Origin of the sequence: Psychroserpens damuponensis (genome assembly GCF_000826655.1) — a bacterium.
GTDB classification, from domain to species: Bacteria; Bacteroidota; Bacteroidia; order Flavobacteriales; family Flavobacteriaceae; genus Psychroserpens; species Psychroserpens damuponensis.
Map to the genome: position 1 here is coordinate 52,615 of NZ_JXJO01000001.1, position 15,161 is coordinate 67,775.

General features: G+C 31.7%; 15 protein-coding genes. 8 read left to right on the forward strand and 7 right to left on the reverse strand.

Annotation, left to right across the window (positions count from 1 at the left end; all coding sequences use genetic code 11):
* Positions 1–35: 35 nt before the first annotated feature.
* The 4 genes from TD29_RS00210 (at position 36) to TD29_RS00225 (ending at position 3,907) form a co-directional block, all read left to right on the forward strand.
* Entirely contained in the window at positions 36–1,019 is a 984-nt protein-coding gene (locus tag TD29_RS00210) for a FecCD family ABC transporter permease (protein WP_241485189.1), read from the forward strand.
* A complete protein-coding gene (locus TD29_RS00215) occupies positions 1,020–1,814 on the forward strand; it encodes an ABC transporter ATP-binding protein (RefSeq protein ID WP_040278056.1) in 795 nt (264 codons plus the stop codon).
* Between the two features lie 150 nt (positions 1,815–1,964).
* Positions 1,965–3,350 (forward strand): DNA recombination protein RmuC, encoded by a 1,386-nt coding sequence (locus TD29_RS00220; protein WP_040278057.1) that lies wholly within the window; start codon positions 1,965–1,967, stop codon positions 3,348–3,350.
* A 5-nt stretch (positions 3,351–3,355) separates the two neighbouring features.
* Complete coding sequence (locus tag TD29_RS00225; RefSeq protein WP_040278058.1) at positions 3,356–3,907, forward strand: acyl-CoA thioesterase; 552 nt, start codon at positions 3,356–3,358, stop codon at positions 3,905–3,907.
* Between the two features lie 152 nt (positions 3,908–4,059).
* Here the strand turns inward: TD29_RS00225 and TD29_RS00230 are convergent, their stop codons facing one another.
* From TD29_RS00230 to rpmH, 4 genes are all read right to left on the reverse strand, one after another.
* The gene (locus tag TD29_RS00230; protein WP_040278059.1) at positions 4,060–4,827 is read right to left on the reverse strand and encodes a T9SS type A sorting domain-containing protein; all 768 of its coding nucleotides are present in this window, start codon (positions 4,825–4,827) and stop codon (positions 4,060–4,062) included.
* A 129-nt stretch (positions 4,828–4,956) separates the two neighbouring features.
* Positions 4,957–5,826 carry a T9SS type A sorting domain-containing protein gene (locus TD29_RS00235; RefSeq protein WP_040278060.1) on the reverse strand — a complete coding sequence of 290 codons (870 nt, stop codon included), beginning with the start codon at positions 5,824–5,826 and terminating at the stop codon, positions 4,957–4,959.
* A 140-nt stretch (positions 5,827–5,966) separates the two neighbouring features.
* Complete coding sequence (gene carB, locus TD29_RS00240) at positions 5,967–8,819, reverse strand: carbamoyl-phosphate synthase large subunit (protein ID WP_040278061.1); 2,853 nt, start codon at positions 8,817–8,819, stop codon at positions 5,967–5,969.
* Positions 8,820–8,917: 98 nt separating this feature from the next.
* Positions 8,918–9,079: a 50S ribosomal protein L34 gene (gene rpmH / locus TD29_RS00245; RefSeq protein ID WP_040278062.1), complete on the reverse strand. Its 162-nt coding sequence runs from the start codon at positions 9,077–9,079 to the stop codon at positions 8,918–8,920.
* Positions 9,080–9,275: 196 nt separating this feature from the next.
* Between rpmH and TD29_RS00250 the strand changes: the two genes are divergently transcribed.
* The 3 genes from TD29_RS00250 (at position 9,276) to TD29_RS00260 (ending at position 11,554) form a co-directional block, all read left to right on the forward strand.
* Positions 9,276–10,175, forward strand: coding sequence for a DUF6263 family protein (locus TD29_RS00250; protein WP_040278064.1), 900 nt, complete (start codon positions 9,276–9,278; stop codon positions 10,173–10,175).
* Positions 10,165–10,725, forward strand: a complete 561-nt coding sequence (locus TD29_RS00255; RefSeq protein ID WP_040278065.1) for a membrane protein — start codon at positions 10,165–10,167, stop codon at positions 10,723–10,725. The genes TD29_RS00250 and TD29_RS00255 overlap by 11 nt, the downstream gene beginning before the upstream one ends.
* Before the next feature lie 145 nt (positions 10,726–10,870).
* Complete coding sequence (locus tag TD29_RS00260; protein WP_040278066.1) at positions 10,871–11,554, forward strand: hypothetical protein; 684 nt, start codon at positions 10,871–10,873, stop codon at positions 11,552–11,554.
* A gap of 4 nt (positions 11,555–11,558) precedes the next feature.
* On the opposite strand, the gene cls is transcribed toward TD29_RS00260, so the two are convergent.
* From cls to TD29_RS00275, 3 genes are all read right to left on the reverse strand, one after another.
* Entirely contained in the window at positions 11,559–13,013 is a 1,455-nt protein-coding gene (cls, locus tag TD29_RS00265; protein ID WP_040278067.1) for a cardiolipin synthase, read from the reverse strand.
* Complete coding sequence (locus tag TD29_RS00270) at positions 13,013–13,969, reverse strand: lytic transglycosylase domain-containing protein (RefSeq protein ID WP_040278068.1); 957 nt, start codon at positions 13,967–13,969, stop codon at positions 13,013–13,015. Before TD29_RS00270 ends, cls begins: the two co-directional genes overlap by 1 nt.
* Before the next feature lie 72 nt (positions 13,970–14,041).
* The gene (locus tag TD29_RS00275; RefSeq protein WP_040278070.1) at positions 14,042–14,707 is read right to left on the reverse strand and encodes an alpha/beta hydrolase family protein; all 666 of its coding nucleotides are present in this window, start codon (positions 14,705–14,707) and stop codon (positions 14,042–14,044) included.
* A 116-nt stretch (positions 14,708–14,823) separates the two neighbouring features.
* Between TD29_RS00275 and TD29_RS00280 the strand changes: the two genes are divergently transcribed.
* The gene (locus TD29_RS00280; RefSeq protein ID WP_174435333.1) at positions 14,824–15,120 is read left to right on the forward strand and encodes a GNAT family N-acetyltransferase; all 297 of its coding nucleotides are present in this window, start codon (positions 14,824–14,826) and stop codon (positions 15,118–15,120) included.
* The last annotated feature ends 41 nt before the right edge of the window (positions 15,121–15,161 follow it).

Genomic DNA, 15,161 nt, shown 5'->3' on the forward strand with positions numbered 1-15,161 from the left:
AAACTAAACACACATATTCATTTATAATTTTAACAATGCTCTTATTGCTCTGCTTTGTTGTGAATATTAGTTTAGGCTCTGTGAGTATCCCTTTTTCCGAAGTTATTCAAAGTATTTTAGGAAATTCAAGCAATGACTCTTGGCAATATATCATTCAAGATTATAGATTACCAAAAGCATTTACTGCTATTTTGGTTGGTTCTGGTTTAGGTATTTCGGGATTGTTGATGCAAACCTTATTTAGAAATCCGTTGGCTGGACCTTTTGTTTTAGGCATTAGCTCTGGTGCCAGTTTAGGTGTTGCATTAGTCATTTTAGGTTCTGGATTATTTGGAGGTATTTTTGCGAGTGTACTTATTTCAAAATGGAGTATCGTAATTGCTGCTAGTTTAGGGAGTTTTCTCGTATTATTAGCTGTTTTACTTGTCTCCTCAAAAGTGAGAGATACGATGGCGATTTTAATTATTGGACTCATGTTTGGCAGTATTACAGCAGCCATTGTGAGTGTACTCTCCTATTTTAGCTCTGCGGAACAATTGCAACAATACATATTTTGGGGCTTTGGAAGTTTAGGTAACCTATCGTGGAATGAATTGTTTATTTTCTTCGGAATTTATATCATCGGAATCCTTTTAGCCATCTTTTCTATAAAATCACTAAATACCTTCTTATTAGGTGAAAATTACGCCAAAAGTTTAGGTCTAGATGTAAAAACGAGCCGATTTATCATCATTATTGCCACAAGTTTATTAGCAGGAACTATAACCGCTTTTGCTGGACCTATTGCTTTTATTGGCTTGGCCATACCACATATGACGCGACAAATTTTTAATACCTCAAATCATCAAATACTGTTACCAGCTGTATTTCTATTTGGAGCTGTCGTTATGCTTATTTGTGATAGTATTGCACAATTACCAACAAGTGATTATACCTTACCCATTAATGCAATTACCTCTTTAATTGGTGCTCCTGTAGTAGTTTGGTTATTGGTACGACAACGTAAAATGGTGTTTTAAATGACAAAAAGTAGCCAACATACCATCCTAAAAACATCAAATCTTACCATTGGTTATCAAACCAAAAAAGGAAAATCTATCATTGCAGACGACATCCATCTTGAACTCAAACAAGGAGAACTTATAGGTTTGGTTGGTGCCAATGGCATTGGTAAATCTACGCTTTTAAGAACTTTGGCAACTATACAACAACCTTTAGATGGTGCTATTAAAATACATGATACTACTCTAGATCAATATTCGGCTTTAGATTTAGCAAAAACCATGAGTTTGGTTTTAACAGAGCAACTCATGAGTAAAAATCTTTCGGTTTTTGAATTGGTCGCATTAGGTCGTCAGCCTTATACTAATTGGGTAGGCAATTTATCTAAGTTAGATGTTTCCGAAGTAAATAAAGCCATAGAGCTTACAAATATTACCAACTTAAAACATCGCAAATGTTTTGAATTGAGTGATGGCCAACTTCAAAAAGTGATGATTGCTCGTGCCTTAGCTCAAGATACACATTTGATTATTTTAGATGAACCTACGACGCATCTAGATATGTATCACAAAGCATATATTTTGAAATTGCTACAACGATTAGCGAAGGAAACCAATAAAACCATTCTATTTTCTTCTCATGAGATTGATTTGGCCATTCAATTGTGTGATACAATGATTGTGATGACCAAGGAAACCGTTGTATCAAATTCGCCATGCAGATTGATTGAGCAAGGTGTTTTTGAAACGCTATTCCCAAAAGATTTAATTGGCTTTGATAAGACTACTGGAAGTTTTAGGGTGAAGAAATAATGACAGTGTAAGCAATAAATTGAATAAAGAATCTGTGACTAATAGAAATTCTTCAAACCTCGTTTTTGTGGTTTCAATCAAAATACATTTTGATTTCAATAATGCTCTAAATGACAAATTACCTATATTTGATTAAATTCTATTTTCTATATGAACGACAATCTCATACTCATTATCGCCATTCTTATTTCTGCAGCCATTGGTGCTTATTTGGGCATGCTTTTTATTAAGCTGAAAAGTAAAAGTGACCAAAGTACCTTGGAAGAGCGCAACTCTAATTTGGCGCAACAACTTGACGCATTAAAAAGCCATCACCAATTAGAAAATGAAAAGCAAGACAGCTATTTTAATTCTAAATTAAACGAACTATCTGAAACTGTATCTAAGATAGAAAGTGAACGTGAAGAGATAAGACGTGAAAAAGATTTTTTAAGTACTGAATTAGCAAGACGTAATACTGAGTTTGAAAACTTACAGCTACAAAGCGCTAAAAAAGATGAAGAGATTGAATTGAGACAATCGCAACTTAGAAAAGACTTTGAACTTTTAGCAACCAAAATTTTAGACGAGAAGTCGGAAAAGTTCACGCTACAGAATAAAGAAAATATCAAGAATATTTTACATCCATTACAGGAGAAAATTCAAATTTTTGAGAAAAAAGTAGATGACACTCAAAAGGAAAGCATCTCTATGCACTCTGCCTTAAAAGAACAACTATTAGGTTTAAAAGATTTGAACCAACAAATGACAAAGGAGGCTACCAATTTAACTAGAGCTTTAAAAGGTGATAGTAAAATGCAGGGTAATTGGGGAGAATTAGTTTTAGAACGTGTACTAGAAAAATCTGGTCTAGAAAAAGATAGAGAGTATTTTGTACAACAAAATTTCACAAGAGCTGATGGTACCCGAGTGTTACCAGATATTGTTTTGCATTTACCAGACAATAAAAAAATGATTATTGACAGTAAGGTGTCTTTAACAGATTACGAACGTTATGTCAATGCAGAAAATGATGAACGTAACGTGTATTTAAAAGCACATATTAATTCTATTAAAAAACATGTTGATCAATTATCTGAAAAAAAATATGAAGATTTATACGATATTGAAAGTCCGGACTTTGTATTACTTTTCATTCCAATAGAGCCTGCTTTTGCCATTGCGATTAATGAAGACAATTCAATTTATAACAAAGCCTTTGAAAAAAATATTGTAATTGTTACACCATCAACTTTACTAGCCACTTTAAGAACTGTGGATAGTATGTGGAATAACGAAAAACAGCAACGTAATGCCATAGAAATTGCGAGACAAGCTGGTGCTTTGTATGATAAATTTGAAGGTTTGGTTAAGGATTTAACAGGAGTTGGAAAAAAGATTGATGATGCCAAAAGGGACTATTCATCTGCAATGAATAAATTAGTTGAAGGCAAAGGAAACCTTATTACAAGTGTTGAAAAACTTAAAAAACTAGGAGCTAAAGCTAAAAAATCACTACCAGAACCGATTATAAGAAGAGCAAATGATAATGAATAATTAAGATGATGAACTATAAAAAGGTAGACACTACAAGAATTAGCATTTCGGAATTAATGCAACCTTCACATTCAAATTTTGGTGGAAAAATTCATGGAGGATACATCTTAAATTTAATGGATCAAATTGCATTTGCCTGTGCTTCAAAACATTCTGAAACGTATTGTGTGACGGCTTCTGTAGATACGGTTGATTTTTTAAACCCAATTGAAATTGGAGAGTTAGTGACCATGAAAGCCTCTATTAATTTTGTTGGTCGTACCTCTATGGTTGTTGGCATTAGAGTAGAATCGGAAAACATTAGAACAGGAGAGATAAAACATTGTAACTCTTCCTATTTTACTATGGTTGCTAAAGATGATCATGGAAACTCTGTTGAAGTTCCTGGACTCATCATTAATGATAAAACTGAAATGATACGTTTTTTGAAATCTATTAAACGTACCCAAACTAAACGTTCTAGAAAAACAGAGTTTGAACATGTAGATTTTTCACACACAGACTACCTCGATGAATTAAATAAATATCGTGTAAAAATTGAGCTACCAGATCACTAAAATTTTGTTACCAATTGGTATTGATGTAGACATTAGCTTTGAGTTTTAATATTTCCGAAGTACAAATTATTACTTTTTAAGTACCTGTATTAAAAATATAAAGCCATTTTTTACAATGGCTTTTATATATTGAAATTGTAGGCTATATTATTTTACTGTTTTATAAATCGTTTTGTTTGCGTTACCTCATCACTAGATACTTTAACAATATAGATACCTGTATTCCATTTGCTAACATCTATAGATACTGTTTGTAGACCTCCTAAAGTTTGCTCTAATATATTTTTACCTAATACGTCAAATACGCTTAGCGTTGCATTTTCTAATCTACGCGGAACATTAATGTTTAAATGTAATGATGCAGGATTTGGAGCCATATTAAATTTGGTAATCGCTTCAACATTTTCAGTACTTAATAAGGTATCCCAAAATGAAACTCCTCTATCGTTAACTCCTCCTATAAATTCATAAGGAGCTGCAACGTTTATGAAGGTGCCTGCTGTCCATAAACCATTGGTTACCGCTACAGATTCTCGACCATTACCACCACTTCCCCATTGTGTAAAGTCAATCATACTTGAAGGTGTCCCAAAATTTCCTGTTGGTAAATACAAACCCATATCGGCAATATCATCTATAGCATTACCACCTGATAGAGCAACTGTGACTTCTACTGATGCATTTGGCATTAAATTGAGAAATCCATCAATTAAGGTCATATCACTCAAGGTACCATATTTGAATTTTGAGCATAGTCTATAACTTGAAATATTAATAGTTGATGCTCCAAAATTTTTGATTTTAAGGCGTTCTGTTGAAGGGTCTACTTCGGTAATTCTTAATTGAGCATTAATATTTTGAACGAAAGCACCAAAGCAAAAAATGATTACAACGACATAAAAAGTGTATTTTTTTCTCATAATTATCGTTATTAAAATTGCTGATCTTTTACAATTTAGTGATTTTTTAACACAATTATTACAAAAAATTAAAACAAAAAACCCATTAACTATTAATTAATGGGTTTAAAAATATAAATTGTTTAAATGCTATTGCTTCACAAAACGCTTTGTAAGGGTTTGATTATTTGTAGAAACTCTAACAAGATATACACCAGAATTCCAGTTTGACACATCAATAGATGATGACAAATTAGTTATTCCTTTTGCACATATCTTTTTCCCTAAAACATCATAAACTGTTACTGTAGCATTATCTAAGTTTTGAGGTAATGATATATTTAATTTAGAAGTTGCTGGGTTAGGAGAAATTTCAAAATTAGTTGTTGCATTTAATGAACCCGTATTTAATGTCGTTGAAGCTGTAATGTTGTCTAAACCAAGTGTTGCTTCTATTTCTGAAACATTGGCTCCCCAAGCAGGATTTTCACTGCTTAATATTCTCATAACTTGAACATTAGATAATACTTGCGTAGGTGTTAATGAACCTTGAATCAAGGTAAAATCTGAAGGAGAAATTGGTATTGTAATAGACGTCCAACCAGATCCTGCAGTTACTGCAACCGCATTAGTAGTACAAATTCTTGTTCCATTTCCTTGAAATGCAACTCTCAAATTCAAATTATTTATAGATACGTTAACATCCATTTTAATAGCTATAACACCTTCAGAAATATAGTTTGAAGTCCAAGGAGAACCTCCACCACTACTGTAAATCACCATTTTACTAGAAGGTTGGTCTTCTAATCCATTTGATGAAAATTCAAGAAAATTATCATCAACACCAGCTGGTCCTCCAGTAGATACATTCATAGGTTGCTCTTCTGGTGGTGCACCTGCTCCTTTTTGCCAAGTTTGCGTAGTACCATCTTCAAAATCATTAACCTGATTTGCAGACACTTGAGAAAGTGCTACTAAGGATGATAATGCCAATGATAAAAAAAGTAATTTTGTTTTCATAGGTTTTATTTATAAATGAAATCTAATCATATAACTATAAAAGTATAGCAATAATGATTCCAATTTTATTTGTTTTAAAATTTTTAGCTAAAATAGTAATTTATAGATAATTAAAAAGAGCCATTTATCGAATAAATAGGTTATTTGCTCAAATACATTTTACGTCTTGAGTATAAATTATAGAACTCATCATCTTTTAAGCTATCAATAAATAAAATACTTTCACCTGTACTTTTCATTTCTGGACCAAGTTGTTTATTTACATTAGGGAATTTATTAAACGAAAATACTGGTTGTTTAATAGCAAAACCTTCTAACTTAGGATTAAAATCAAAATCGGTTACTTTCTTATCTCCCAACATTACTTTAGTTGCATAATTCACATAAGGTTCTCCATAAGCTTTGGCTATAAATGGTACAGTACGCGAAGCTCTAGGATTTGCTTCAATAATGTAAACCATATCATCTTTTATAGCAAATTGAATATTAATAAGACCTACAGTTTTTAGTGCTAATGCAATTTTTTTAGTGTGATCTTTAATTTGTTGCATCACAAATTCCCCTAAATTAAAAGGAGGTAAAGTTGCATTACTATCTCCAGAGTGAATACCACAAGGCTCAATATGTTCCATAATACCTATGATGTACACATTTTCGCCATCACAAATAGCATCTGCTTCGGCTTCTATAGCGCCATCGAGGTAATGATCTAAAAGCAATTGATTACCTGGCATTCGCCTTAATAAATCAACAACATGCTCTTCTAGTTCTTGTTTATTTATAACAATTTTCATCCCTTGACCACCAAGAACGTATGAAGGTCTAACTAAAATTGGGAAATCTAAAACATCTGCAATTGCTGCTGCTTCATCTGCTGTAGTAGCAATATCAAATTGCGGATAAGGGATATTATTTTCTTTCAATAAGTTTGAAAAAAGTCCTCTATCTTCAGCTAAATCTAAAGATTGATATGTAGTTCCTATAATTTTAATACCGTAACGATCTAGCTTTTCGGCTAATTTCAAAGCAGTTTGACCTCCTAATTGAACAATAACACCTTCAGGTTTTTCATGACGAATTATATCATAAATATGTTCCCAGAATACAGGCTCAAAGTATAGTTTGTCTGCAATATCGAAATCTGTTGATACCGTTTCTGGATTACAATTAATCATAATGGTTTCGTAGCCACATTCTGCAGCTGCCAAAACACCATGAACACAACAGTAATCAAATTCTATACCTTGACCAATTCTATTTGGACCAGAACCAAGAACGATAATTTTCTTTTTATCAGTTACAACACTTTCATTGGCTGGAAATATTTTTCCTTCGGAAGTTTCTACTTCATTTTCAAATGTAGAATAGTAATATGGAGTTTGAGCTTTAAATTCCGCAGCACATGTATCTACTAATTTATATACACGATTAATTTTAAATTCGTCTCTTTTGTTATACACTTGACTTTCTAAACAATTAAGCATATGCGCAATTTGTCTATCTCCATAACCTTTTTGCTTTGCTTCTAATAATAAGTCACGCTCAATGGTATCAATTGTAAATGTTGAAATTTCTTTTTGAAGCTCATGTAGTTCTTCATATTGTTTTAAGAACCACATATCAATTTTTGTAATCTCATGAATTCTGCTTAATGGAATTCCCATTTGTATAGCATCATAAATTGCAAATACACGATCCCAACTTGCATAGGTTAGCTTATCAATAATTTGTTGATAATCCTTATATCCTTTACCATCTGCACCTAAACCATTACGTTTAATTTCGAGAGATTGTGTGGCTTTATGTAATGCTTCTTGAAATGAACGACCTATGGCCATAACTTCACCAACGGCTTTCATTTGCAATCCTAATGTTCTATCTGAACCTTCAAATTTATCGAAATTCCAACGTGGTATTTTTACAACTACATAATCTAAAGTAGGCTCAAATAATGCTGAAGTTGATCCTGTAATTTGGTTATTTAATTCATCTAAAGTGTAACCTATAGCTAATTTTGCTGCTATTTTTGCAATTGGGTAACCTGTTGCTTTACTTGCCAATGCTGAAGATCTAGACACTCGAGGATTGATCTCAATTGCAATAATTTCTTCTTTTTCATCAGGACTAACAGCAAATTGCACATTACAACCACCTGCAAAATCACCTATGCTTCGCATCATATGAATGGCCATATCACGCATTTTTTGGAATGTTTTGTCTGATAATGTCATTGCAGGAGCCACAGTAATTGAGTCTCCAGTATGAATTCCCATAGGATCCATATTTTCAATTGTACATATAATGACCACATTATCATTAGAATCTCTTAATAATTCTAATTCGTATTCTTTCCAGCCAATTAAGGCTTTATCAATCATAACTTCATGAATTGGAGACACCTCTAATCCACGTGTTAATAATTCATCAAAATCTTCTTCTTTATAAACAATTGCAGCTCCATCACCACCCAGAGTAAACGATGCTCTAATGACCAATGGAAAGCCAAATTCTTGAGCAATTTCTTTTCCTTTTAAGTAAGATGTTGCAGTTGCTTGAGGTGCCATGCCAACACCAATTTTAAGCATTAGCTCTCTAAACTTCTCTCTATCTTCGGTAATATTAATAGCGTCAATATCTACACCTATAATATCTACATTGAAATCTTTCCAAATCCCTTTTTCATCTGCCTCAATACAAAGATTTAATGCTGTTTGTCCACCCATTGTAGGTAAAACAGCATCAATATGAGGATGATCTTTTAAAATTTTAATGATAGATTTTGTAGTTAATGGCAACAGGTACACATGATCTGCCATTGTTGGGTCTGTCATGATCGTTGCTGGATTAGAATTGATAAGTATGGTTTCAATCCCATCTTCGCGGAGTGAACGAAGCGCTTGTGTTCCTGAGTAGTCAAATTCACAGGCTTGACCAATAACTATTGGTCCTGAGCCAATGATAAGTATCGATTTTAATTTGTTGTTCTTAGGCATTGTATTGATTTTAAGATTTCAAAAATAGTTAACAAATAGGTACAAAAAAAGGCGTTAAACCTAAGTAACGCCTTTTTAATATTAACAATTGTTAATCATTATCTTTTATGTCTAGTTTCAGTTGATACAGACAATTTCTTTCTTCCTTTAGCTCTTCTACGTGCTAAAACTTTTCTTCCATTTACAGAAGCCATTCTTTCTCTAAAACCGTGTTTATTTCTTCTCTTTCTTTTTGACGGTTGAAACGTTCTTTTTGGCATTGTCGTATCTTTTTAAAAAACTTATATTCTTTTTATGGTTTTGAACTCTTCTCAAAACTGCGTGCAAATATACAAAGAGTTTTTAGTTTGCCAAACCTAAATATAAAAATATTTTATGTTAAATATTACAATCCTATAACTAGCCACAAATTGACAAAAAATTAGTTTCTTTGTCAACTGAAAATTTAATATTAAAATGAAACCCTTTTTTTTAACAATTCTTGTTGCTATAATTTCAACCACAAGTGCATTAAATGCGCAAGTTAGCTTAACTTATAATTTAAAGGTTGGTGATCAATTTAAAGTAAAGCAAGTGGCTAATCAAGATATTTTACAAGATATGAATGGCCAAAAGCATGAAATGAAAAATGTACTTGAAGGTGATTTTACTTTTATTGTAGAAGAAGTCAATGATAGCTTATATGGTATAAAATTTAAATTTGATCGGTTTAAAATGGTATCCACTTCAAATTTAATTGGTGATATTATTTCAGTAAACACAAATGATAATGTTGCTGAAGATGATATTGAGGGGAAAATTTTCGCTCAATTAGTAACTGTAGATCTATCTATGGATATGTATAAAAACGGTAAAATTAAATCAATTGAAGGTTCAAATGAATTAATTTCAAAAATGGTAAACGCAGTTGGAGATCTAGATGAGTTTACTAAAGAAGTTATGAAAGAATCTATGAAAGGGGAATTTAGTAATGAGAGTCTTTCTAAAAGTTTTGAACAAATGACATATATTTATCCTAGCTCAACAGTTAACATTGGTGATAGTTGGGAAAATAATTTTGAAGGCGATTTATCTTCTAAAAACACATGGACATTAGACAGTTATACTGATAAAGACATTTTTATTACTGGAAAAAGCAGTGTCATCTTTACAAATAAAGATGCAGATGTTGAAATGAATTTAAATGGTGATATGACGTCTAACCTTATCATTACAAAAGAAACAGGGTTTGTAAAATCAATGACTACAACATCTACTGTTGAAGGTAATTCAATCATGCGCAAAATGAATAATATCAAAGTGCCTACTACAATTACATCTAATATCACATATAAAATAGAAAAACATGTTCAATAAAAATATCAAATTAGTCATAGCAGGATTAATAATAGCTTATGCTGTTTATGAATTTACAGAAGGCTATATAGGTAATGGTATTATGTACATTTTATTATCACTTATATTTATTTTCTTATACTTTAAAAATGAATTTATTCTACTTGCTTTTTTAAAACTGAGAAAACAAGATTTTGAAGGTGCTAAAAATTGGTTAAATAAAATTAAGAATCCTTCAAGTGCTTTAGTTAAAAAACAAGAAGGTTACTATAACTATCTTCACGGTGTTATGGTATCACAAACCAACATGAATGAAGCCGAAAAATACTTTAAAAAAGCTTTAAACTTGGGGCTTTCTATGGATCATGATGTTGCTATGGCTAAATTAAACTTAGCAGGAATTGCTTTTAGTAAACGAAGAGCAATTGAGGCTAAGCAGTTATTAAATGAAGCTCAAAAACTAGACAAACGAGGCATTTTAACAGATCAAATTAAAATGATGAAAGATGGAATGAAAAGATCTCAAGGTCCTAAGCAGCATTACGGAAATCGAAATATGGGAAGGCGTTAGTTCACTTTTAGCCATATTCCTTTTATCGGCTTATTCTTCAATTAGTGTCCATTTCTCTAATATTCATCACCTTTCAACGAGTTTTTACTCATACTACCACACTAAGGTCTACATTTGTAACCAGTTAAACAACAAATAATTAGACATGAAGGTATATGCAACTATACTTTTGTTAGGTTGTATGTTTTTAGCGTTCCCTCAACAGCCAAAAACCTACTTTGATTCACAAATCGCCCGACATTTAAAAGCTTATAATGTGAAATCTGAAATCGCTATGCTAAATGGTGATAAAGAGCAAGCTAAATTTCTGTTTGATTCTCTTTTTGAAAATCATTTGAAGGATAGTTATATTAGGGATATTTCTCTTAACAAAGTGAAAGGAGGCACTTTAAAAACAGCTTCAATTGACAATCCTTTTCTTCTAATCACCAAATCGTCTTGGGAAATAATTAAAGATGAGGAAATAGCTGAAATTAATAGAATGTCAAAGTTGTACAAAGGACAGCTTGAAATCATTATTTTATTTTGGGATTCTAAAGACAAAGCTAAACAACTATCTAAAAACTACAACTCGAACGTTACAGTTACGTATATAGATGAGCGCAAAAATAAGGCTAGCCATATTATCAAACCATTTAAACATTCATTTGGAGCACCTGCGTGTTTTTATTTTTCCGAAGAAAAACAACTTTTAAAAATTGATAAAAAGTTTACAATTTCAAATGTAGATCACACAGCTGAAGTTGCATTTGATGCGATTCATGAAAAAATCAAACGGATACTTTTTGGTGATGAACCAGATAAAAATGGAATTATAACAACGCTGTAACACTTTATAATAATGGTGCCCAAAGCCTACTAAAAGATTCTTTTAATTTTACAAATTTGGGTCTAGCTTTCCAGCGTTCATAATCTATAATCTCACAGTCTTCAATATCTTTAATAAATTGTGTTTTTAAAATTTCACTTTGTGCAGAATCATAGATTAGTGCATTTATTTCAAAATTAATGTTGAAACTTCTATTATCTAAATTACAAGTTCCAATGGTAGCAAAAATATCATCTACAACCATAGTTTTGGCGTGCACAAAGCCTTTGCAGTAACGATACACTTCTACTCCAGCTTCTAATAAAGGCTCTAAAAATGAATTTGTAGCACTTTCTGCAACCCAACTATCAGATTGCTTAGGAATTATTAATTTCACATCAACTCCTATCTTAGCAGCTATTTGTAAAGCTGTTGTTACTTGGTCATTTGGTATGAAGTAAGGTGTTGTTATGTATATATAACTTTCGGCATTATTAATTGCAGTAAGAATGGCCTCCATAATATTTGCCCAATCTGTATCAGGCCCACTTGCTGCTATTTGCACCGCAATATCTTTTTTACTTTGAATTTCTGGAAAATAACTTTGTTTTATCTCAATGGATTGTTTGGTTACAAAATCCCAAGTTGTCAAGAAATGAAACTGTAATACTTTAACGGCTTCACCACATATTCGTAAATGAGTATCTCTCCAATACCTTTTAGAACTTGGTGTATTTACATAATTATCTGAGATATTTATTCCTCCTAAATAACCAATTTGACCATCAATAACGGCAATTTTTCTATGGTTTCTATAATTTGATTTCCCTGTTAAACTAGAAAAGAAAACTGGCATAAAAGGATACATTATAACTCCACATTCCAGTAATTGGCTTTTCATTTTTGAGGATAATTTACTTCCAACATCATCATAAGTCATTTTTACTTCAATACCTTCTTTAGCCTTTTCACTTATAATGTTTAAGAATTTTGTACCAATAGTATCATCTTTAATAATGTAATATTCTATATGGATGTGGTTTTTAGCATTTCTTAAATCCTTAAATAAACGTTCGAACTTAACCTCTCCATTAAACAATATATTTACATCATTACTAATAGTTAAAGGAGAATTTTCACTTGCTTTTAAAAGTTTAATGAGTTTAATTTTATCATCAAGTTTTTCGTTAAAAGCTTTTAGATTTTGCTCTTTAGACAATAAATTTCGCCCAGCAGATTGAATAACATTAGAATTGACTACGTTCTTTCTATTAAAAATTTTAGACTTACGGTATTGTTGCCCAAAGAGATAATATACAACTAGTCCAAAAAAAGGAAACAGCGCCAATACAAGTATATATGACACTGTTTTAGTAGGATTTATGTTTTTAAGAAGCACTGTAACAATCGCAGAAATTGCCAATAGATAATTGACAATTATCAACATATAAAAATAGTGTTCTTTAAAAAAATCAATCATTAAGGTTTGGTTGAATAAATGCCTTCTTTAGGGATTTCAATTACATATTTTTTTCTTGAAGCATTGTTAAGCTTTGGCTCTCTAAGCCAAGGGTTATGAATTTTCAAAATTTTATAGTTTATGCCATAACGTTGAGCGAACTTAGTAAAATCAGTAACTGCTGTATCAATCTCTACTTTGTAAGTTGGAATTGGTTGATACAAATCTTGATTAGTAAAATTAAAGCCATACTTTTTAGGATGACTTAAAATTTCTTTTAGTGCTACAATTCTAAATAAATAACGTCCAGTTTCTTCACCTAAAAGCAAATCGTAATAACTAGTTACGGCTTGTTCTTTCAAACGTCTAGACACTCCTGCATTACCAGCATTATATGCTGCAGCTGCTAACGTCCAAGACCCTAAATTCTCTTTAGATTTTAGTAAATATTTACATGCTACTTCAGTTGCCATTTCAAGATGGTAACGTTCATCAACATTTTTATTTATTTCTAGTCCATTTTCACGACCAGTTGCTGGCATAATTTGCCAAACACCTCTTGCTCCAGCGGGAGAAACTGCATTTGTCAATCCGCTTTCTATCACTGCTAAATATTTAAAATCTTCAGGAATACCGTGTTTTTTTAATATTGGCTCTATTATTGGAAAGTACTTTTCGGCACGTTTAAACATCAATAATCCATTAGATTGCCAATAGGTATTCACTAGCAACTCTCTATCCATTCGTTCCAAAATATCTGGATCTTCTAAGGGCATAGCTTCTCCTGCAAAATCTAAATGTTCGGGTACTGACAATGCATAAACATTATAATCATTAATCATTTTTGTTGTTTCTACAACTTCTTTATCTGATATCGCTTTACTTGAATCTGAATCTTCTGCCTGAACAGCAAAGATGAATAAACAAGAGACACATACTAAGCCAATAGCAGCAAAAATATTTTTTAAAATCTTCATAATCGTTTTATTTATGGGCAACCTTCAATTGGTCCCATTTCAAAAGTATAAAATTAAATGATGCGTTTGGAGTTACTCTAAAATTAGTTTTGGTAAATTTTCGTTAAACCATTTATATTTATTGATAATCATAATATGAGTACCACCTTTTAATACGATACAATTACCAGTACACGAATGTGGAAAAACGGCGTCTTTATCTCCATGAATGTAAATAGCATCTGCATTTGGAGCGTCCTGTTCCCACTCAATGACATTTTTTATAGACCAATCTAGATAGTCTTTATCACTAACCGATAAATATTTTTTATACAATTCTATACGTTTGGTTATGGTTTCTCCAAAAGCATATTTTGCTAAAAAATCAATATTAGACACTAATTGAGTCGGTAGGATTTTATAGGCTTTAGTATATTTCATGACTTTCATTCGTTTAGGCAACTCATGCTTAGATTTTAAACTTGAGACAACAAACAATTTCCTAACTGATGTATATTTACTCATTTCTTGCACTAGAATCCCTCCAAATGATACGCCTAACAGCACAACATTATCATGCTCAACGTATGTTTTTATCATTCGTTTAGCATAAGCCTCTAAAGTTTCATTTTTATTAGGAATCATCCATTCTAACCAATGAATTTCAAATTGATCTTTTGGTAATTTAATATACTCAAATATGTGTGGATTCGCTGCCATTCCTGGCATAAGATATACATGTATAATTTCTTGTTGCATAAGTGAATAAGTTAACGATATGTAATATCTGTGATATTTTTCGTAAATTTGTAACACAAAACTATACAAAAGTATAGTTCTACCCTACCGACCATTGAATTAAATACAAAATTATTATGATTGATGCTGCTGAATTAACAGACAATAACTTTCTACGCCAATTTGAGTTGAAAGTTCAAGAGGAACTAGCGATAATTGAATATTCTAGTCAAGATCGGAAAATCTTTTTAACCAAGCTTATTATTCCAGAATGTGTAACCGACGAAAATTTTGAAGAAGAGTTTCTCTCCTTAGTTTTTGATCATATTGCAGAAAGCAATCTGAGTGTCGTGCCTACCAGTCCTGAAATAGCTAAGTTCATAAGGAGACATAGAAAATATAAAAAAATGCTTCCTGTAGGCATAAGAATATGATCTTAAAAAAAAAAAATCCGAAACATTTAGTTTCGGATTTT